This window comes from Shigella sonnei (assembly GCF_002950395.1).
Classification (GTDB): Bacteria; Pseudomonadota; Gammaproteobacteria; order Enterobacterales; family Enterobacteriaceae; genus ECMA0423.
Genome location: NZ_CP026802.1, coordinates 4,408,835 through 4,427,820, shown reverse-complemented (window position 1 = coordinate 4,427,820; position 18,986 = coordinate 4,408,835). Strand labels below are relative to the sequence as shown.

Sequence of the window (18,986 nt, the reverse complement as noted above, 5' to 3'; positions counted from 1 at the left end):
TCTTAATACTAGTTTTTAGACTAGTCATTGGAGTACAGATGATTGATGTCTTAGGGCCGGAGAAACGCAGACGGCGTACCACTAGACTGGCCCCCTGAATCTCCAGACAACCAGTATCACTTAAATAAGTGATAGTCTTAATACTAGTTTTTAGACTAGTCATTGGAGTACAGATGATTGATGTCTTAGGGCCGGAGAAACGCAGACGGCGTACCACACAGGAAAAGATCGCAATTGTTCAGCAGAGCTTTGAACCGGGGATGACGGTCTCCCTCGTTGCCCGGCAACATGGTGTAGCAGCCAGCCAGTTATTTCTCTGGCGTAAGCAATACCAGGAAGGAAGTCTTACTGCTGTCGCCGCCGGAGAACAGGTTGTTCCTGCCTCTGAACTTGCTGCCGCCATGAAGCAGATTAAAGAACTCCAGCGCCTGCTCGGCAAGAAAACGATGGAAAATGAACTCCTCAAAGAAGCCGTTGAATATGGACGGGCAAAAAAGTGGATAGCGCACGCGCCCTTATTGCCCGGGGATGGGGAGTAAGCTTAGTCAGCCGTTGTCTCCGGGTGTCGCGTGCGCAGTTGCACGTCATTCTCAGACGAACCGATGACTGGATGGATGGCCGCCGCAGTCGTCACACTGATGATACGGATGTGCTTCTCCGTATACACCATGTTATCGGAGAGCTGCCCACGTATGGTTATCGTCGGGTATGGGCGTTGCTTCGCAGACAGGCAGAACTTGATGGTATGCCTGCGATCAATGCCAAACGTGTTTACCGGATCATGCGCCAGAATGCGCTGTTGCTTGAGCGAAAACCTGCTGTACCGCCATCGAAACGGGCACATACAGGCAGAGTGGCCGTGAAAGAAAGCAATCAGCGATGGTGCTCTGACGGGTTCGAGTTCTGCTGTGATAACGGAGAGAGACTGCGTGTCACGTTCGCGCTGGACTGCTGTGATCGTGAGGCACTGCACTGGGCGGTGACTACCGGCGGCTTCAACAGTGAAACAGTACAGGACGTCATGCTGGGAGCGGTGGAACGCCGCTTCGGCAACGATCTTCCGTCGTCTCCAGTGGAGTGGCTGACGGATAATGGTTCATGCTACCGGGCTAATGAAACACGCCAGTTCGCCCGGATGTTGGGACTTGAACCGAAGAACACGGCGGTGCGGAGTCCGGAGAGTAACGGAATAGCAGAGAGCTTCGTGAAAACGATAAAGCGTGACTACATCAGTATCATGCCCAAACCAGACGGGTTAACGGCAGCAAAGAACCTTGCAGAGGCGTTCGAGCATTATAACGAATGGCATCCGCATAGTGCGCTGGGTTATCGCTCGCCACGGGAATATCTGCGGCAGCGGGCTTGTAATGGGTTAAGTGATAACAGATGTCTGGAAATATAGGGGCAAATCCATTTACCTCTGCAACGCTAAGTAGCACTAACTGGCAATACGCCTGTTCCTGCTCTGCGGGTAAGGCAGTTAAACTTGTCTATATGGTCAGCCCCGTACTTACCACCACTGGACATCAGACAGGATATTACAAACTCAATGACAGCCTGGATATTAAAACCACATTACAGGCAAACGACATTCCAGGACTCACAACCGACCAGGTTGTCTCTGTTAACACCCGATTCACACAGATAAAAAGCAGCACCGTATATTCTGCTGCAACCCAAACGGGTGTTTGCCAGGGTGACACGTCTCGTTATGGACCCGTTAATATTGGTGCAAATACCACCTTTACCCTGTATGTCACCAAGCCATTTCTCGGCTCGATGACCATTCCGAAAACGGATATTGCCGTCATTAAAGGCGCGTGGGTCGATGGAATGGGAAGCCCGTCTACAGGTGACTTCCATGATTTAGTCAAGTTATCGATTCAGGGAAATCTCACCGCCCCACAGTCGTGCAAAATTAATCAGGGCGATGTTATTAAGGTTAATTTTGGATTCATCAATGGTCAGAAGTTTACCACCCGCAATGCCATGCCAGACGGTTTTACTCCAGTAGACTTTGATATCACTTATGACTGTGGTGATACTTCAAAGATTAAAAACTCGTTGCAAATGCGCATCGACGGTACAACTGGGGTAGTAGACCAGTACAACCTGGTCGCCAGGCGAAGAAGTTCAGACAATGTGCCCGATGTCGGTATTCGTATTGAAAATCTCGGCGGCGGAGTTGCAAATATTCCTTTTCAGAACGGTATCCTTCCCGTTGATCCTTCCGGGCATGGCACCGTCAATATGCGCGCCTGGCCAGTTAATCTGGTCGGTGGTGAGCTGGAAACAGGAAAATTTCAGGGCACCGCCACCATTACCGTCATGGTGCGGTAAAAGAAGACGTTGCGTTTTGATTAACGCAACGCTTCGGCACTGTTACCCCTGCTGCTCCAGCGCATACTTATACAGCGCATTTTTCTTCACGCCATGAATTTCTGCGGCCAGCGCCGCCGCTTTTTTCAGCGGCAGTTCTGCCTGTAGCAGCGCCAGCGTGCGCAGGGCATCGGCGGGTAAGTCTTCTTCCTGTGCTTTATGACCTTCGACAATCAGCACCATTTCGCCTTTGCGACGGTTTTCATCTTCCTTTACCCACGCCAGCAGCTCGCCAACGGGCGCGCCGTGAATGGTTTCCCAGGTTTTGGTCAGCTCACGCGCCAGAACCACGTAGCGGGATTCGCCTAATACCGCAACGATATCTTCCAGGCTATCTAACAGACGGTGGGTAGATTCATAAAAAATCAGCGTGCGCGGCTCCGCTTCAATGGCTTTTAGCGCATCACGGCGGCCTTTTGATTTGGCAGGTAAAAAGCCTTCGTAACAGAAACGGTCAGAGGGTAAACCCGCGGCGCTTAACGCAGTGATAGCAGCACACGGTCCGGGTAGCGGCACCACACGAATCCCCGCTTCACGGCAGGTACGCACCAGATGGTAGCCAGGATCGTTAATTAGCGGCGTTCCGGCATCGGAAACCAGCGCAATGTTTTGCCCCTCTTGCAGCTTCGCCAGCAGCGTTTCGGCTTTTTGTTGTTCGTTATGGTCGTGCAGCGCAAACAACCGGGCATTAATCCCAAAATGTTGCAGCAATAAACCGGTGTGACGAGTATCCTCGGCGGCAATCAGATCAACGGCCTGTAATACCTCTAACGCACGCTGGGTGATATCCGCCAGATTGCCGATTGGCGTCGGTACAATGTAAAGCTGGCCCTGAGAATTATCCGCCGATTGGTGTTGTTTCATTGTGTCGTCCGTATTGCCGATTTAATATTGAGCATTGCGTAAAAAAATATCACTGGATACATTATGGTACCCTCAACATTTTCTCGTTTGAAAGCCGCGCGTTGTCTGCCTGTTGTTCTGGCAGCCCTGATTTTCGCCGGTTGTGGCACCCATACTCCCGATCAGTCCACTGCTTATATGCAGGGCACGGCGCAGGCTGATTCTGCCTTTTATCTTCAGCAGATGCAGCAAAGCTCTGATGATACCAGGATCAACTGGCAATTACTCGCCATTCGTGCACTGGTGAAAGAAGGTAAAACCGGGCAGGCGGTTGAGTTGTTTAACCAACTACCGCAAGAACTGAACGATTCTCAGCGTCGCGAGAAAACACTGCTGGCGGTAGAGATTAAACTGGCGCAGAAAGATTTTGCTGGCGCGCAAAACTTGCTGGCGAAAATCACACCTGCCGATTTAGAACAAAACCAGCAAGCGCGTTACTGGCAGGCAAAAATCGATGCCAGCCAGGGGCGTCCTTCCATTGATTTACTGCGCGCGTTAATTGCTCAGGAACCGCTGCTCGGCGCGAAAGAAAAAAAGCAGAATATTGATGCCACCTGGCAGGCGCTCTCCTCCATGACTCAGGAACAGGCGAATACGCTGGTGATCAACGCCGACGAAAATATTCTGCAAGGCTGGCTGGATCTGCAGCGCGTCTGGTTTGATAACCGTAACGATCCCGACATGATGAAAGCCGGGATCGCCGACTGGCAAAAACGTTATCCGAACAATCCGGGCGCGAAAATGCTGCCAACGCAGTTGGTTAACGTAAAAGCGTTTAAACCAGCCTCGACCAACAAAATCGCCCTGCTGTTGCCGCTGAATGGCCAGGCAGCGGTATTTGGTCGCACCATTCAGCAAGGCTTTGAAGCGGCGAAAAATATCGGCACTCAGCCAGTGGCGGCTCAGGTAGCTGCCGCACCTGCCGCAGACGTAGCTGAACAACCTCAGCCGCAAACCGTGGATGGCGTTGCCAGCCCGGCACAAGCCTCGGTTAGCGATCTGACCGGTGATCAGCCTGCGGCCCAGCCGGTGCCTGTAAGCGCCCCGGCGACAAGCACCGCAGCGGTAAGCGCACCCGCAAATCCATCCGCAGAGCTGAAAATCTACGATACCTCATCACAACCACTTAGCCAGATCTTAAGCCAGGTTCAGCAGGATGGCGCGAGTATTGTGGTTGGTCCGTTGCTGAAAAATAACGTTGAAGAGTTGCTGAAGAGCAACACCCCGCTGAACGTGCTGGCACTGAACCAGCCAGAGAATATCGAAAACCGCGTCAATATTTGTTACTTCGCGCTTTCACCTGAAGACGAAGCGCGCGATGCAGCGCGTCATATTCGTGACCAGGGTAAACAAGCGCCGCTGGTGCTGATCCCACGCAGTTCATTGGGCGATCGCGTAGCCAATGCGTTTGCGCAAGAGTGGCAGAAACTGGGCGGCGGCACCGTTCTGCAACAAAAATTTGGTTCCACCAGCGAATTACGCGCGGGTGTTAACGGCGGTTCTGGTATCGCTTTAACGGGTACCCCGATTACTCCCAGAGCGACAACCGACTCCGGCATGACGACCAACAATCCAACGCTGCAAACCACGCCAACCGATGACCAGTTCACCAATAATGGCGGTCGTGTCGATGCGGTGTACATTGTGGCAACGCCGGGTGAAATCGCTTTTATCAAACCGATGATCGCCATGCGTAACGGTAGCCAGAGCGGTGCAATGCTGTACGCCAGCTCCCGCAGCGCACAAGGCACCGCAGGCCCGGATTTCCGTCTGGAGATGGAAGGTTTGCAGTACAGCGAAATCCCGATGCTGGCGGGCGGTAATCTGCCGTTAATGCAGCAGGCACTCAGCGCGGTGAATAACGATTATTCACTGGCTCGCATGTATGCGATGGGCGTCGATGCCTGGTCGCTGGCAAATCATTTCTCACAAATGCGCCAGGTTCAGGGTTTTGAAATCAACGGTAATACCGGAAGCCTGACGGCAAACCCGGATTGCGTGATTAACAGGAAGTTATCATGGCTACAGTACCAACAAGGTCAGGTAGTCCCCGTCAGTTAACCACCAAACAGACCGGCGATGCGTGGGAAGCACAAGCGCGTCGCTGGCTGGAAGGCAAAGGACTGCGGTTTATCGCCGCTAACGTGAACGAGCGTGGCGGCGAGATCGATCTGATAATGCGTGAAGGCCGGACCACCGTTTTTGTCGAGGTACGCTATCGCCGCTCTGCGCTTTATGGCGGCGCGGCAGCCAGTGTGACCCGCAGCAAACAACACAAATTATTACAGACTGCCCGCTTGTGGCTCGCGCGTCATAATGGGAGTTTTGATACTGTGGATTGCCGGTTCGATGTGGTAGCCTTCACCGGGAATGAGGTTGAGTGGATTAAGGATGCCTTTAATGACCACTCATAATTAAGGTTTAAGGATTAGCGTGCAAGAAAGAATTAAAGCTTGCTTCACTGAAAGCATTCAAACTCAAATTGCGGCGGCAGAGGCGCTTCCGGATGCCATCTCCCGTGCAGCCATGACGCTGGTTCAGTCTCTGCTCAATGGCAACAAAATCCTCTGTTGTGGTAATGGAACTTCCGCTGCCAATGCACAGCATTTTGCTGCCAGCATGATCAACCGTTTCGAAACGGAGCGGCCCAGCTTACCTGCCATTGCACTAAATACTGATAATGTTGTCTTAACGGCGATTGCCAACGATCGCTTACATGATGAAGTGTATGCAAAACAGGTGCGGGCGCTGGGTCATGCGGGAGATGTATTGTTAGCCATTTCCACCCGTGGCAACAGCCGCGATATTGTTAAAGCAGTTGAAGCCGCCGTTACGCGTGATATGACCATTGTGGCATTGACCGGCTATGACGGCGGCGAGCTTGCAGGTTTGTTAGGGCCACAGGATGTGGAGATCCGCATTCCTTCGCATCGTAGTGCTCGCATTCAGGAAATGCATATGCTGACGGTAAATTGCCTGTGCGATCTGATCGATAACACGCTTTTCCCTCACCAGGATGATTAAGGAGAATACATGAAGGCATTATCGCCAATCGCAGTCCTTATTTCCGCGCTGCTGTTGCAAGGTTGTGTTGCCGCTGCCGTAGTGGGTACCGCTGCTGTGGGTACCAAAGCCGCAACTGACCCACGCAGTGTCGGCACCCAGGTGGACGATGGTACCCTGGAAGTGCGCGTGAACAGCGCATTGTCGAAAGACGAACAGATTAAGAAAGAAACCCGTATTAATGTCACGGCGTATCAGGGCAAAGTGCTGCTGGTTGGGCAGTCACCAAACGCTGAACTTTCGGCTCGCGCCAAACAGATTGCTATGGGCGTAGACGGTGCCAACGAAGTGTATAACGAGATTCGTCAGGGCCAGCCGATTGGTCTGGGCGAAGCATCTAACGATACGTGGATCACCACCAAAGTGCGTTCGCAGCTCTTAACCAGCGACCTGGTGAAATCGTCCAACGTGAAAGTGACCACCGAAAACGGTGAAGTGTTCCTGATGGGGCTGGTGACTGAACGTGAAGCGAAAGCGGCGGCAGATATTGCCAGCCGGGTGAGCGGCGTAAAGCGGGTAACCACAGCGTTTACGTTTATTAAATAGCAGCCCCTTGTAATGCCTGATGCGACGCTTGCCGCGTCTTATCAGGCCTACAACGATGCAAACCGTAGGTCGGATAAGGCGTTTACGCCGCATCCGACATGTTTTCCCTCAAATCAGAATAACAGCGCCAGCCCGCCGACAATCACGCCTGACACTGCCACCATCGCCCCCGTCAGCCATAAGGCTTTCGCCGGGAACGCTTTGCGCAGCATAATCAGTGACGGCAAACTCACTGCCGGGAGCGTCATCAACAATGCCAGCGCCGGAGCGGTTCCCATACCTGCCAGCATCATCGTTTGTACAATCGGAATTTCTGCTGCCGTGGGAATGACAAACAAGCATCCTGCTACCGCCATCGCCACCACCCACATCAGGCTGTTATCGACAGCACCATCGGCATGGGGGAATAACCAGACGCGTGCGGCACCCAACACCAGTACTGCAAGGATGTAAACCGGGATCGTACTCCAGAAAAGTGTCCATAGCGCCCTGCCCCAGCGGCTAAAAAAACCGCTCTGTGCTTCCGGTATGTCAATTTCGACCGGTGCCTGCGTTTGCGGTGTTTCACGCACCCATTTTTGCACCAGCGTCGCAATCAGCAACACCATCACCAGCCCGGCCACCAGACGAATCGCCGCAAAACCCCAGCCGAGGACAAACCCCATAAACACCAGCGTCGCCGGGTTTAACACCGGATTGCCCATCCAGAATGCCAGCGCACCGCCCATCGATACCTGTTGGCGACGCATTCCCGCCGCGACCGGAGCCGCACAGCAGGTACACATCATGCCCGGCAGCGAAAACAGCGTTCCCAGCAGCGTGCCGCGAAAGCGCGATTGTCCAAGCGTACGCAACAACCAGTCACGCGGGATCAGCACCTGAATCAACGAACCGAGGATCACCCCCAGCACCGCCGCTTTCCATACCGCGAGGAAATAGATCATCGCGTAATCCAACGCCGCCTGCCACGGATTAGCATCCGCCTGCGCAAGGATAGATTTACCGATACTGTGGGTTTCGGCAGCAGTAAACGCTTTGCCGTAGTAAGGTTGCCATTTCACATACCAGAGACCGGCAATGACAACGAGAAAGAAAAGCGCGGGTTTCCACCACTGAATGGGCGTTGCCGCCTGAGATGAAGACTGACCAGTCATAGCATTCCCCAGGAATAAGTTATGATAATTGAGCGCGTGAATATTACGCTCACTATCAATTCTTGGGAATAATTATTCAGCTCTTTTGCGTAATTCTGAAGAGCTTAAAATAGTCACGCCTTCATGCTCAGGCCGCATCGCCTCTGCCAGCATGACCCGCGCCACGTCTCTCGCATCAATGGATTTCCAGTTACCGGGCAGTAAACGAAACAGCGGCGCAAAAAGCGTTTCGTTCATCCGCTGTTTGCTACGATCGCCCAGCAACATCGACGGGCGAGCAATGGTCAATTTCGGCCAGTTCTGGGCAATTAATGCTTCTTCCATCTCCCCTTTGACGCGGTTATAGAAAAACGGCGAGTGGGCATTGGCACCCATAGCACTGACCACCAGCATATGCTGCGCGCCCAGTCGCCGCCCGGTTAATGCGGTATCCACTACCAGCGTGTAATCGGCATGAATAAACGCCTCTTTGCTCCCCGCTTCTCGCCGCGTGGTGCCGAGACAACAAAACACAATGTCGATGGGTTCGGTGACCTGCGCCAACGCGTCACTCAGTTGCGGATCATGGGGATTAAACACCCCGGGCATATCGCCCAACGGACGTCGCGTCGGCGCGGCTATGGCGTTAACTTTCGGTTCGTTAATCAACATCCGCAGCAGGTGACCGCCCACCAGCCCCGTTGCGCCTGTAATCAGTACCTGACTCATCTTCGCTCCTTTACAGAATTGTCTGCCTTGCGCTCCACGGCTCATGCACCAGGCTTAATAGACCATGAGGTAATTATCCCCGATTGTGTGAAATTCGCCTCATCCAATGCAACAACGCGGAGGAAGCATGAGTAAGAAAATTGCCGTTTTAATCAGTGATGAATTTGAGGATTCAGAATTTACTTCACCCGCAGACGAGTTCCGTAAAGCCGGACACGAAGTGATTACCATTGAAAAACAAGCGGGTAAAACGGTGAAAGGCAAAAAAGGAGAAGCCAGCGTGACCATCGATAAATCCATCGATGAAGTGACGCCAGCGGAGTTTGATGCCCTGCTGCTACCGGGTGGTCATTCACCGGATTATCTGCGTGGCGACAACCGTTTTGTCACCTTTACCCGTGATTTTGTGAATAGCGGCAAACCTGTTTTCGCCATCTGTCACGGTCCGCAGCTGCTGATCAGCGCCGATGTGATTCGGGGGCGCAAACTGACCGCAGTTAAACCGATCATTATTGATGTTAAAAATGCGGGCGCGGAATTTTACGATCAGGAAGTCGTGGTTGATAAAGATCAGCTGGTTACCAGCCGGACACCGGACGATCTGCCAGCGTTTAACCGCGAGGCGTTACGCCTGCTCGGTGCCTGAGTCGCGTAGCCAAATCATTTTTTTACCAAAGCCCAGCGTGTTGTCAGTGAATTTGATTTCATCGAGCCGGATTTCCCACACCGGGGCCGACAGCATTCTGGCAACCGGAAAGCGACGATTGTACGCCTGGCGCGCGAGGTCGCTTTCCTCACCTTCCAGCCTGCGGATCTCACCTTTAAACTGCACGCCGCGAATTAACGCTACCGTTTTCGGCTGACCGTTTACCGTTCCGGCAACCGCAGCCTGCGGCCCACTCATCTGCGCGTGGCGCGTTTTTTCTTCCGTCAAAATGTAGAAGGCGACTTTCTGCGCATCAAACAGATAAAAAGCATTAGCGCACCACAGTTCCCCTTCCTGCTGCACACACCAGGTGACAACATGTTGTTTTGCCAACCAACGGCTGATGGTGATGAGTGTTTCCATTGCTGCTCTCTTTTATACTGTGGGCCTGACCTTAACATGCGACGCAGACGATGACACCCTGGTTTCTTTACTTGATCCGTACCGCCGACAATAAGCTTTATACCGGGATCACCACGGATGTCGAACGCCGCTATCAGCAGCACCAAAGCGGCAAAGGGGCGAAAGCACTGCGCGGGAAAGGAGAACTGACGCTGGCGTTTTCTGCGCCAGTGGGCGATCGTTCGCTGGCGTTACGGGCGGAATATCGCGTTAAGCAACTGACCAAACGGCAAAAAGAGCGTCTGGTAGCGGAAGGCGCAGGGTTTGCAGAGCTGTTAAGCAGTCTGCAAACCCCGGAGATTAAAAGCGATTGAAATGCTCGTGATACTCAACCAGACCGGTTACGCCATTCAGCGCGTCATCCGCTAAACGATGTACCTGGAAGGCGCTTTCAGTGCCCGGCCAGCGGCAACGCAGATCGTGATGCGCCGCCAGTTCAAAGCCGAAACGACTGTACAGCGCCGGATCGCCCAGCGTCACCACTGCGGCATAGCCGAACTCATTAAGCGAATCGAGTCCTTCATAGACCAGTTGGCGTGCCAGCCCCTGTCCACGGTATTTTTCATCAACCGCCAACGGTGCCATGCCGACCCATTGCAGGTCTTCGCCCTGCACATCAACCGGACTAAATGCCACATAGCCAATGACCTGACCTTCGTCATCTGTCGCCACCAGCCCCAGCGTCAGAAAGCCATCTTCACGCAGATCGTGAACCAGCTTCGCTTCCGCATCACTTTCGAATGAGCGACGCAGCAGGGCATCAATACCCGGCGCATCAATGGGAATTTCTACTCGAATTAGCATGGTTCACCTACCGATGTCTGTTTGGTTTCAGGCGCGGTTTTCATTCCCGCCTCAACAAAATCCGCCAGTTGCAGCAGCATCATGCGTAAGGCTTTCGGCATTTGCTCCAGTTCAATGGCGTCCATCAGGTTTTTCACATACAGCCCCAGCTCCGTATCGCCTTCAATCACCAGCCGACGCTGGAAGAAGAGCGTATCCGGATCTTGTTTACGCGCCGCAATCATCAGCAGATCGCTGGCGTCGGCACTAAAACTCACATCAGCTTGCGCGTTCTGGCTGACCACCAGTTTGCCATTCACCACCGAGGTAAACCATTGCAGGTCAATATCACGCACATGAATACTTAACCAGCGGCCTTCAAGAAACTCCAGCTCACCATCATCCAGCGCCTGACGGAATTGCCAGCTTAAGACCTGCTCAAGAACCTGGCGTTTTAGCGCAAATGGCGTCAGTTTTACCGGTACACTCAACAGAGATGGCCCCAAATGCACAATACGGGAACGCAGTTTATCCAACACGAGTTTTACTCCCTGTTTCAACAATCATCCTATTTTGCCATATCAGAAAAATAACATAGCGGTATAAATCAACAATTCCATATGAAATTGCTGCTACCACCAATACAACTTTAACTGCCTTAAATCAAAAATTGTCGCAGCAAGGTTAACTAAAATCCCAGTTCGTTAACATTTTTGCGTTTTGAAAGCGCAACCTTCAGGAAAAATTATGGAGCTGCTCTGCCCTGCCGGAAATCTCCCGGCGCTTAAGGCGGCCATCGAAAACGGCGCAGATGCTGTTTATATCGGGCTAAAAGATGATACTAATGCCCGTCACTTCGCCGGCCTTAACTTTACCGAGAAAAAATTGCAGGAAGCGGTGAGTTTTGTCCATCAACATCGCCGCAAACTTCACATCGCGATTAACACTTTTGCGCATCCGGACGGTTACGCCCGTTGGCAGCGCGCCGTGGATATGGCGGCGCAGCTGGGTGCCGACGCGCTGATCCTCGCCGACCTCGCCATGCTGGAGTACGCCGCCGAGCGTTACCCGCATATTGAGCGTCATGTGTCAGTGCAGGCTTCGGCGACCAATGAAGAGGCGATTAACTTTTATCATCGCCATTTTGATGTTGCCCGCGTGGTGCTGCCGCGCGTGTTGTCGATTCATCAGGTGAAACAGCTGGCACGGGTCACACCTGTCCCGCTGGAAGTCTTTGCTTTTGGCAGCCTGTGCATTATGTCGGAAGGTCGTTGCTATCTGTCGTCGTATCTGACGGGTGAGTCGCCCAACACCGTGGGCGCGTGTTCTCCGGCCCGTTTCGTGCGCTGGCAACAAACGCCGCAGGGGCTGGAATCCCGCCTGAACGAAGTGCTGATCGACCGTTATCAGGATGGCGAAAACGCAGGTTATCCGACGCTGTGTAAAGGGCGTTATCTGGTGGACGGCGAGCGCTATCACGCGCTGGAAGAACCAACCAGTCTCAATACCCTGGAACTGCTGCCGGAGTTAATGGCGGCGAATATTGCTTCGGTGAAAATTGAAGGCCGCCAGCGTAGCCCGGCGTATGTCAGCCAGGTGGCGAAAGTCTGGCGTCAGGCTATCGACCGTTGTAAGGCCGATCCGCAAAACTTCGTACCGCAAAGCGCGTGGATGGAGACGCTCGGGTCGATGTCCGAAGGCACGCAGACCACCCTTGGCGCGTATCACCGTAAATGGCAGTGAGAAGAGCAATGAAATATTCCTTAGGGCCAGTGCTGTGGTACTGGCCAAAAGAGGCGCTGGAAGAATTTTATCAGCAGGCCGCCACCAGCAGCGCCGACGTGATTTATCTTGGTGAAGCGGTATGCAGCAAGCGCCGGGCAACCAAAGTTGGCGACTGGCTGGAGATGGCAAAATCGCTCGCCGGAAGCGGGAAGCAGATAGTGCTCTCCACGCTGGCGCTGGTGCAGGCATCCTCTGAACTGGGCGAACTGAAACGCTATGTTGAGAACGGTGAGTTTCTGATTGAAGCCAGCGATCTCGGCGTGGTGAATATGTGCGCTGAACGCAAACTGCCGTTCGTCGCCGGGCACGCGCTGAACTGCTACAACGCGGTGACGCTGAAAATATTGCTCAAACAGGGCATGATGCGCTGGTGTATGCCGGTGGAGCTTTCCCGCGACTGGCTGGTGAATCTGCTTAATCAGTGCGATAAGTTGGGGATTCGCAACCAGTTTGAAGTGGAAGTCCTGAGCTACGGTCATCTACCGCTGGCCTACTCCGCCCGCTGCTTTACCGCGCGTTCGGAAGACCGCCCGAAAGATGAGTGTGAAACCTGCTGCATTAAGTATCCGAACGGGCGCAACGTGCTGTCGCAGGAAAACCAACAAGTGTTTGTACTCAATGGCATTCAGACCATGAGCGGCTACGTTTACAACCTCGGTAACGAGCTGACATCCATGCAGGGATTGGTTGATGTGGTCCGCCTGTCACCGCAGGGTACTGACACTTTCGCGATGCTCGACGCCTTCCGCGCTAATGAAAATGGCGCTGCGCCACTGCCGTTGACGGCAAACAGCGACTGTAACGGCTACTGGCGGCGGCTGGCTGGGCTGGAGCTGCAAGCCTAAGTAAATATGCTCGTCATACTTCAAGTTGCATGTGCTGCATCTGCATTCGTTCACCCCAGTCACTTACTTATGTAAGCTCCTGGGGATTCACTCTCTTGTCGCCTTCCTGCAACTCGAATTATTTAGAGCACAGCTCACTTTGTTAACAACTTTAACTACTCTTTAATGCAGTATTAAAGATTAATCGGTAACAAAGTGAGCTGTTATGACTGATAAAACCATTGCGTTTTCGCTACTCGATCTGGCCCCCATTCCCGAAGGTTCTTCAGCGCGAGAAGCATTCTCCCACTCTCTCGATCTCGCCCGTCTGGCTGAAAAGCGCGGCTATCATCGCTACTGGCTGGCAGAACACCACAATATGACTGGCATTGCCAGTGCTGCCACGTCGGTATTGATTGGCTATCTGGCGGCGAATACCACCACGCTGCATCTGGGGTCTGGCGGCGTGATGTTGCCTAACCACTCACCGTTGGTCATTGCCGAACAGTTCGGCACGCTCAATACACTCTATCCGGGGCGAATCGATTTGGGGCTGGGTCGTGCGCCAGGTAGTGACCAACGGACAATGATGGCGCTGCGTCGCCATATGAGCGGCGATATTGATAATTTCCCCCGCGATGTCGCGGAGCTGGTGGACTGGTTTGACGCCCGCGATCCCAATCCGCATGTGCGCCCGGTACCAGGCTATGGCGAGAAAATCCCCGTGTGGTTGTTAGGCTCCAGCCTTTACAGCGCGCAACTGGCGGCGCAGCTTGGTCTGCCGTTCGCGTTTGCCTCACACTTCGCGCCGGATATGTTGTTCCAGGCGCTGCATCTTTATCGCAGCAACTTCAAACCGTCGGCACGACTGGAAAAACCATACGCGATGGTGTGCATCAATATTATCGCCGCCGACAGCAACCGCGACGCTGAATTTCTATTTACCTCAATGCAGCAAGCCTTTGTGAAGCTGCGCCGTGGCGAAACCGGACAACTGCCGCCGCCGATTCAAAATATGGATCAGTTCTGGTCACCGTCTGAGCAGTATGGCGTGCAGCAGGCGCTGAGTATGTCGTTGGTGGGTGATAAAGCGAAAGTGCGTCACGGCTTGCAGTCGATCCTGCGCGAAACCGACGCCGATGAAATTATGGTTAACGGGCAGATTTTCGACCACCAGGCGCGCCTGCATTCGTTTGAACTGGCGATGGATGTGAAGGAAGAGTTGTTGGGATAGTGTGTCTTAACGCGGGAAGCCTTATCCGAGCTGGCAACGCTGTCCTACGTAGACCTGATAAGCGAAGCGCATCAGGCATTGTGTAGGCAGCAGAAATGTCGGATAAGGCACCGCTGATTACTGATACACCGGCAGCAAATTAAAGCTCGATAAGATATGGACCAGTGCGTTGCCAACGCCAAACACCAGAATCAGCGTAATCATCGGCTTGCCGCCCCAGACACGGAATTTCGGGCTGCCAAAGCGTTTACGCGATGCGCGGGCTAACAGCGCCGGAACAATTGCCGCCCAGATGGTAGCTGCTAAACCAGCATAACCAATGGCGTACAGGAATCCGTTCGGGAACAGTAGACCACCCACAACAGGCGGGGCAAAGGTCAGCAATGCCGTTTTCAAGCGCCCCAGGGCTGAGTCATCGAAACCAAACAGATCTGCCAGATAGTCAAACAAACCCAGCGTTACGCCAAGGAACGAACTCGCTACCGCAAAGTTTGAGAACACGACCAGCAGAAGGTCCAGGCTACGGCTGTTCAGCACGCCGCTTAATGCCTGTACCAGCACATCAATATTACCGCCCTTCTCTGCAATACCGATAAACTCCGGACGCGGGATGTTACCCATCGTCGCCAGCAACCAGATGGTATACAGCGCCAGTGCCATCAGCGTACCGTACACCAGGCATTTCACGATGGTTTTCGGATCTTTGCCGTAATACTTCATCAGGCTCGGCACGTTACCGTGATAACCAAACGATGCCAGACAGAACGGCAGGGTCATCAGCAAATACGGCGCATAAGATGCATTGCTTTCGGCGACGTTGAACAATGTCGCAGGCTGCACATGCCCCAGTAGGCTACCGAAGGTGAGGAAGAAGGTAATGACTTTCGCCCCCAGTACAATCGCCGTCATGCGGCTGACGGCCTTAGTACTCAACCACACCACAAACGCTACCAGCAGTGCAAAACCAAAACCCGCCGCCCGTGCCGGGACGTTTAGCGACATCTCTGCGAAGGTGTGATGCAGAATTGAACCACTGGCAGAAATATAGGCATAGGTCAGGATATAGAGCACAAAGGCAATGGAAATACCGTTGACCACGTTCCAGCCTTTGCCCAGCAAATCTTTGGTGATGGTGTCAAAACTCGAACCGATTCGGTAATTCAGGTTAGCTTCCAGAATCATCAAGCCGGAATGCAGCATACAGAACCAGGTAAAGATCAGCGCCGCCATTGACCAGAAAAACCACGCCCCGGACATGACCACTGGCAGAGAAAACATCCCTGCGCCAATAATGGTGCCGCCGATAATCACCACGCCGCCAAGCAGCGACGGTGACGTTTGGGTGGTGGTTAGTGTTGCCATGAGAGCTTCTCTCCAGTGAAAAATAGTGCGACTGCGTTGTTATGCATTGCACTGTACCAGTACACGAGTACAAAAGACAGAAAAAAAGCCCCGATGGTAAAAATCGGGGCTGTATATATTATTTTACAGATTGTGTTCGCTGTTCAGCGATGATTACGCATCACCACCGAAACGACGACGACCGGTAGAGTCATCACGACGCGGAGCGCGGCCTTCACGACGTTCGCCGCTAAAACGACGACCATCACCACGGCCACCTTCACGGCGTTCACCGCTGAAGTTACGACCGCCTTCACGACGTTCGCCACCGAAACCACGACCACCGCCACGACGCTCACCGCCAGTATGCGGCTGTGCATCGCCCAGTAACTGCATGTTCATCGGCTTGTTGAGAATGCGAGTGCGCGTAAAGTGTTGCAGCACTTCACCCGGCATACCTTTCGGCAGTTCGATGGTGGAGTGAGAAGCAAACAGCTTGATGTTACCAATGTAACGGCTACTGATGTCGCCTTCGTTAGCAATCGCACCAACGATATGACGAACTTCAACACCATCATCGCGGCCCACTTCAATGCGGTACAGCTGCATATCGCCAACATCACGACGTTCACGACGCGGACGATCTTCACGGTCACCACGCGGGCCACGGTCGTTACGATCGCGCGGACCACGGTCATCACGGTCACGGAATTCACGTTTCGGACGCATCGGCGCATCTGGCGGTACGATCAGAGTACGTTCACCCTGTGCCATTTTCAGCAGTGCCGCAGCCAGAGTTTCGAGATCCAGCTCTTCACCTTCTGCAGTCGGCTGAATTTTGCTCAGCAGTGCGCGGTATTGATCCAGATCGCTGCTTTCCAGCTGCTGCTGTACTTTAGCGGCGAATTTTTCCAGACGGCGTTTGCCCAGCAGTTCTGCGTTCGGCAGTTCTACTTCCGGAATAGTCAGCTTCATAGTACGTTCAATGTTGCGCAGCAGACGACGCTCGCGGTTCTCAACGAACAGCAGCGCGCGGCCAGCACGACCCGCACGACCGGTACGACCGATACGGTGAACGTAAGACTCAGAATCCATCGGGATATCGTAGTTAACTACCAGGCTGATACGCTCAACGTCCAGGCCACGGGCTGCAACGTCGGTCGCAATCAGGATGTCCAGACGACCATCTTTCAGGCGTTCCAGTGTCTGTTCACGCAGCGCCTGGTTCATGTCACCGTTCAGCGCGGCGCTGTTGTAGCCGTTACGCTCAAGAGCTTCAGCCACTTCCAGAGTCGCGTTTTTGGTACGAACGAAGATAATCGCCGCATCAAAATCTTCCGCTTCCAGGAAACGTACCAGTGCTTCGTTTTTGCGCATACCCCAGACAGTCCAGTAGCTCTGGCTGATGTCAGGACGGGTAGTCACGCTGGACTGAATGCGCACTTCCTGCGGCTCTTTCATAAAGCGGCGGGTAATGCGACGAATCGCTTCCGGCATGGTTGCAGAGAACAGAGCGGTCTGATGACCTTCCGGGATCTGCGCCATAATGGTTTCAACGTCTTCGATGAAGCCCATGCGCAGCATTTCGTCAGCTTCATCCAGAACCAGACCGCTCAGTTTAGAGAGGTCCAGAGTGCCACGTTTCAGGTGGTCCAGCAGACGGCCCGGAGTACCGACAACGATCTGCGGCCCCTGACGCAGGGCGCGTAATTGCACGTCATAACGCTGGCCGCCGTACAGAGCAACCACATTTACGCCGCGCATGTGTTTAGAGAAATCCGTCATTGCTTCAGCAACCTGTACCGCCAGTTCGCGGGTCGGTGCCAGCACCAGAATCTGTGGTGCTTTCAGCTCAGGATCAAGATTCTGCAACAGAGGTAAAGAGAATGCTGCAGTTTTTCCGCTCCCCGTCTGGGCCATACCCAGAACGTCGCGGCCATTCAGCAGATGTGGAATACACTCTGCCTGAATTGGAGATGGTTTTTCGTAACCCAGATCGTTAAGGGCTTCAAGGATAGGAGCCTTCAGGCCCAGATCTGCAAAAGTGGTTTCGAATTCAGCCATGTAGTACGTGTGCCTCAAAATTAATGGCGGCCAGTCTACATAACTCATCATGAAATTGATCAGCAATTTTCATTGAAAAGTGTGAACCGGCTCAAAGTAGGTGTATTAACGAACAACAACGCCCTCACCCGTTAAGGTGATGGCAATCAAAAAAGATTACGGGCTGATGTGTACGTCAGCTATTGCTGGTCCGATTCTGCCAGGTCATCTTGGTCCTGGCCCAGGAGCGATAATTCCAACAATGCGTATCGGTGCTCAACAAAGTTATGAACGTTGTTGGCAACCGCCAGTTTGAACAGTGCCGTGGCGCTGTCCAAATCCCCCAGACTTAGGTAGTACTTACCTAAATAGAAGTTGGTTTCACTGAGATGCTCAGCGAGCGAGGTGTTATCCGTTGCGTCCGCCTTGAGCCTTTCCATTAACGTTTGTTCGCTAATGTTGCCCAGGTAGAACTCGACAATGTTCCATCCCCACTGTTCCTTATCCGATTTTTCGAAGTGCTGTTTCAACACTTCTTTAGCCTGCTTCTCATCGAGCTTCTGCTCGGCGAGATAAAGCCACAGACTACGGAAAGGATCATTGGGATCGTCTTGATAAAACGCCAGCAGATCATCTTGCGCTAACTTGTCACGACCGCCGTAATATAATGCGATCCCGCGATTCAAGTGCGCGTAGTTGTAAGTTGGATCAAGCTCAAGTACAGAATCAAACGCTTCATAGGCAGCATCAAAATTGCCTGCCTGCGTTAAATATATGCCTAAGTAATTGAATACTTCAGGCATATCCGGTCGGATTGCCAGCGCTTGCGAAAAATCGTTACGCGCTAATGCCCTCAGACCGAGACTATCATACAACACTCCGCGCTCATATAAAAGCTGTGCGCGTTCGTCATCGGTTAAAGCCCGACTGGCAAGGATTTGTTCCATACGTGCCAGAATCACTTCCTGCTGTAAAGTCGGTTGCAATGGTACCGCGAGGACTTCACTTTTACGCCAGGAAGTATTACTGCATCCTGCAAGCGTAAGTGCTGTCGCAACGAAACACCAGCGCAAAAAAGGCTTCATTTCCCACTCCCGAAGACCACGGTTGAATGA

20 protein-coding genes and 1 pseudogene are annotated in these 18,986 nt (G+C 53.1%); 11 read left to right on the top strand and 10 right to left on the bottom strand.

Annotation, left to right across the window (positions count from 1 at the left end; translation table 11 throughout):
- Window positions 1-173 precede the first annotated feature (173 nt).
- Both C1P89_RS22870 and C1P89_RS22865 read left to right on the top strand, forming a co-directional pair.
- Window positions 174-1,402, top strand: a protein-coding gene (locus tag C1P89_RS22870; RefSeq protein ID WP_088895425.1) for an IS3-like element IS2 family transposase whose coding sequence is annotated in 2 segments (ribosomal slippage) — window positions 174-489 and window positions 489-1,402 — 1,230 coding nt in all. Because the reading frame shifts where the segments join, the coding sequence is not laid out codon by codon here.
- Window positions 1,403-1,410: 8 nt separating this feature from the next.
- Window positions 1,411-2,340, top strand: a pseudogene (locus C1P89_RS22865) (fimbrial protein); the annotation flags it as partial.
- 42 nt (window positions 2,341-2,382) lie between these two features.
- Here C1P89_RS22865 and rsmI read toward each other — a convergent pair.
- The gene (rsmI, locus tag C1P89_RS22860; protein WP_000809262.1) at window positions 2,383-3,243 is read right to left on the bottom strand and encodes a 16S rRNA (cytidine(1402)-2'-O)-methyltransferase; all 861 of its coding nucleotides are present in this window, start codon (window positions 3,241-3,243) and stop codon (window positions 2,383-2,385) included.
- A 63-nt stretch (window positions 3,244-3,306) separates the two neighbouring features.
- On the opposite strand from rsmI, the gene lpoA reads away from it, so the two are divergent.
- Genes lpoA through dolP form a run of 4 tightly spaced genes read left to right on the top strand, consistent with a single transcriptional unit; the run spans window position 3,307 to window position 6,891 of the window.
- Entirely contained in the window at window positions 3,307-5,343 is a 2,037-nt protein-coding gene (gene lpoA / locus C1P89_RS22855; RefSeq protein ID WP_000249140.1) for a penicillin-binding protein activator LpoA, read from the top strand.
- Entirely contained in the window at window positions 5,301-5,696 is a 396-nt protein-coding gene (locus tag C1P89_RS22850) for a YraN family protein (RefSeq protein WP_000246837.1), read from the top strand. Before lpoA ends, C1P89_RS22850 begins: the two co-directional genes overlap by 43 nt.
- A gap of 19 nt (window positions 5,697-5,715) precedes the next feature.
- A complete protein-coding gene (gene diaA, locus C1P89_RS22845; RefSeq protein WP_001158034.1) occupies window positions 5,716-6,306 on the top strand; it encodes a DnaA initiator-associating protein DiaA in 591 nt (196 codons plus the stop codon).
- Between the two features lie 9 nt (window positions 6,307-6,315).
- Window positions 6,316-6,891, top strand: a complete 576-nt coding sequence (gene dolP, locus C1P89_RS22840) for a division/outer membrane stress-associated lipid-binding lipoprotein (RefSeq protein ID WP_000646043.1) — start codon at window positions 6,316-6,318, stop codon at window positions 6,889-6,891.
- Window positions 6,892-7,004: 113 nt separating this feature from the next.
- Here dolP and C1P89_RS22835 read toward each other — a convergent pair whose 3' ends face one another.
- Window positions 7,005-8,045, bottom strand: a complete 1,041-nt coding sequence (locus tag C1P89_RS22835) for a permease (RefSeq protein WP_000147624.1) — start codon at window positions 8,043-8,045, stop codon at window positions 7,005-7,007.
- A 72-nt stretch (window positions 8,046-8,117) separates the two neighbouring features.
- A complete protein-coding gene (locus C1P89_RS22830; RefSeq protein WP_001343556.1) occupies window positions 8,118-8,753 on the bottom strand; it encodes an NAD(P)H-binding protein in 636 nt (211 codons plus the stop codon).
- A 127-nt stretch (window positions 8,754-8,880) separates the two neighbouring features.
- On the opposite strand from C1P89_RS22830, the gene yhbO reads away from it, so the two are divergent.
- Window positions 8,881-9,399 (top strand): protein/nucleic acid deglycase, encoded by a 519-nt coding sequence (gene yhbO / locus C1P89_RS22825; protein ID WP_000037593.1) that lies wholly within the window; start codon window positions 8,881-8,883, stop codon window positions 9,397-9,399.
- Here the strand turns inward: yhbO and C1P89_RS22820 are convergent.
- Window positions 9,379-9,822 carry a YhbP family protein gene (locus tag C1P89_RS22820; RefSeq protein ID WP_000449043.1) on the bottom strand — a complete coding sequence of 148 codons (444 nt, stop codon included), beginning with the start codon at window positions 9,820-9,822 and terminating at the stop codon, window positions 9,379-9,381. The genes yhbO and C1P89_RS22820 overlap by 21 nt on opposite strands.
- A 50-nt stretch (window positions 9,823-9,872) precedes the next feature.
- Between C1P89_RS22820 and yhbQ the strand changes: the two genes are divergently transcribed.
- Window positions 9,873-10,175: a DNA damage response exodeoxyribonuclease YhbQ gene (gene yhbQ, locus C1P89_RS22815; RefSeq protein ID WP_000189314.1), complete on the top strand. Its 303-nt coding sequence runs from the start codon at window positions 9,873-9,875 to the stop codon at window positions 10,173-10,175.
- Here the strand turns inward: yhbQ and C1P89_RS22810 are convergent.
- Window positions 10,162-10,665 (bottom strand): GNAT family N-acetyltransferase, encoded by a 504-nt coding sequence (locus tag C1P89_RS22810; RefSeq protein WP_000908554.1) that lies wholly within the window; start codon window positions 10,663-10,665, stop codon window positions 10,162-10,164. The genes yhbQ and C1P89_RS22810 overlap by 14 nt on opposite strands.
- Complete coding sequence (gene ubiT / locus C1P89_RS22805; protein ID WP_001295552.1) at window positions 10,659-11,183, bottom strand: ubiquinone anaerobic biosynthesis accessory factor UbiT; 525 nt, start codon at window positions 11,181-11,183, stop codon at window positions 10,659-10,661. The genes C1P89_RS22810 and ubiT overlap by 7 nt, the downstream gene beginning before the upstream one ends.
- A gap of 208 nt (window positions 11,184-11,391) precedes the next feature.
- Between ubiT and ubiU the strand changes: the two genes are divergently transcribed.
- From ubiU to C1P89_RS22790, 3 genes are all read left to right on the top strand, one after another.
- Window positions 11,392-12,387, top strand: a complete 996-nt coding sequence (ubiU, locus tag C1P89_RS22800; RefSeq protein WP_000421305.1) for a ubiquinone anaerobic biosynthesis protein UbiU — start codon at window positions 11,392-11,394, stop codon at window positions 12,385-12,387.
- 8 nt (window positions 12,388-12,395) lie between these two features.
- Window positions 12,396-13,274 (top strand): U32 family peptidase, encoded by an 879-nt coding sequence (locus C1P89_RS22795; RefSeq protein WP_005143665.1) that lies wholly within the window; start codon window positions 12,396-12,398, stop codon window positions 13,272-13,274.
- Between the two features lie 205 nt (window positions 13,275-13,479).
- Window positions 13,480-14,487, top strand: coding sequence for a luciferase-like monooxygenase (locus tag C1P89_RS22790; RefSeq protein ID WP_000130380.1), 1,008 nt, complete (start codon window positions 13,480-13,482; stop codon window positions 14,485-14,487).
- Between the two features lie 117 nt (window positions 14,488-14,604).
- Here C1P89_RS22790 and mtr read toward each other — a convergent pair whose 3' ends face one another.
- From mtr to nlpI, 4 genes are all read right to left on the bottom strand, one after another.
- On the bottom strand, window positions 14,605-15,849 hold the full coding sequence (gene mtr, locus C1P89_RS22785) for a tryptophan permease (protein ID WP_000224340.1): 1,245 nt from the start codon (window positions 15,847-15,849) through the stop codon (window positions 14,605-14,607).
- A gap of 153 nt (window positions 15,850-16,002) precedes the next feature.
- On the bottom strand, window positions 16,003-17,892 hold the full coding sequence (gene deaD, locus C1P89_RS22780) for an ATP-dependent RNA helicase DeaD (protein WP_001295553.1): 1,890 nt from the start codon (window positions 17,890-17,892) through the stop codon (window positions 16,003-16,005).
- On the bottom strand, window positions 17,885-17,965 hold the full coding sequence (yrbN, locus tag C1P89_RS22775; RefSeq protein ID WP_010723222.1) for a protein YrbN: 81 nt from the start codon (window positions 17,963-17,965) through the stop codon (window positions 17,885-17,887). Before yrbN ends, deaD begins: the two co-directional genes overlap by 8 nt.
- Before the next feature lie 106 nt (window positions 17,966-18,071).
- Window positions 18,072-18,956, bottom strand: coding sequence for a lipoprotein NlpI (gene nlpI / locus C1P89_RS22770; RefSeq protein ID WP_000802080.1), 885 nt, complete (start codon window positions 18,954-18,956; stop codon window positions 18,072-18,074).
- Between the last annotated feature and the right edge of the window lie 30 nt (window positions 18,957-18,986).

Excerpts from the sequence above, each read along its gene's own strand:
- C1P89_RS22810 (WP_000908554.1), bottom strand. The coding sequence starts at position 10,665 with ATGCTAATTCGAGTAGAAATTCCCATTGATGCGCCGGGTATTGATGCC.
- C1P89_RS22795 (WP_005143665.1), top strand. The coding sequence starts at position 12,396 with ATGAAATATTCCTTAGGGCCAGTGCTGTGGTACTGGCCAAAAGAGGCG.
- deaD (WP_001295553.1), bottom strand. The coding sequence starts at position 17,892 with ATGGCTGAATTCGAAACCACTTTTGCAGATCTGGGCCTGAAGGCTCCT.
- mtr (WP_000224340.1), bottom strand. The coding sequence starts at position 15,849 with ATGGCAACACTAACCACCACCCAAACGTCACCGTCGCTGCTTGGCGGC.
- C1P89_RS22790 (WP_000130380.1), top strand. The coding sequence starts at position 13,480 with ATGACTGATAAAACCATTGCGTTTTCGCTACTCGATCTGGCCCCCATT.
- ubiU (WP_000421305.1), top strand. The coding sequence starts at position 11,392 with ATGGAGCTGCTCTGCCCTGCCGGAAATCTCCCGGCGCTTAAGGCGGCC.
- C1P89_RS22850 (WP_000246837.1), top strand. The coding sequence starts at position 5,301 with ATGGCTACAGTACCAACAAGGTCAGGTAGTCCCCGTCAGTTAACCACC.
- yrbN (WP_010723222.1), bottom strand. The coding sequence starts at position 17,965 with ATGAAAATTGCTGATCAATTTCATGATGAGTTATGTAGACTGGCCGCC.
- C1P89_RS22820 (WP_000449043.1), bottom strand. The coding sequence starts at position 9,822 with ATGGAAACACTCATCACCATCAGCCGTTGGTTGGCAAAACAACATGTT.
- nlpI (WP_000802080.1), bottom strand. The coding sequence starts at position 18,956 with ATGAAGCCTTTTTTGCGCTGGTGTTTCGTTGCGACAGCACTTACGCTT.
- yhbQ (WP_000189314.1), top strand. The coding sequence starts at position 9,873 with ATGACACCCTGGTTTCTTTACTTGATCCGTACCGCCGACAATAAGCTT.
- dolP (WP_000646043.1), top strand. The coding sequence starts at position 6,316 with ATGAAGGCATTATCGCCAATCGCAGTCCTTATTTCCGCGCTGCTGTTG.
- C1P89_RS22830 (WP_001343556.1), bottom strand. The coding sequence starts at position 8,753 with ATGAGTCAGGTACTGATTACAGGCGCAACGGGGCTGGTGGGCGGTCAC.
- rsmI (WP_000809262.1), bottom strand. The coding sequence starts at position 3,243 with ATGAAACAACACCAATCGGCGGATAATTCTCAGGGCCAGCTTTACATT.
- C1P89_RS22835 (WP_000147624.1), bottom strand. The coding sequence starts at position 8,045 with ATGACTGGTCAGTCTTCATCTCAGGCGGCAACGCCCATTCAGTGGTGG.
- yhbO (WP_000037593.1), top strand. The coding sequence starts at position 8,881 with ATGAGTAAGAAAATTGCCGTTTTAATCAGTGATGAATTTGAGGATTCA.
- lpoA (WP_000249140.1), top strand. The coding sequence starts at position 3,307 with ATGGTACCCTCAACATTTTCTCGTTTGAAAGCCGCGCGTTGTCTGCCT.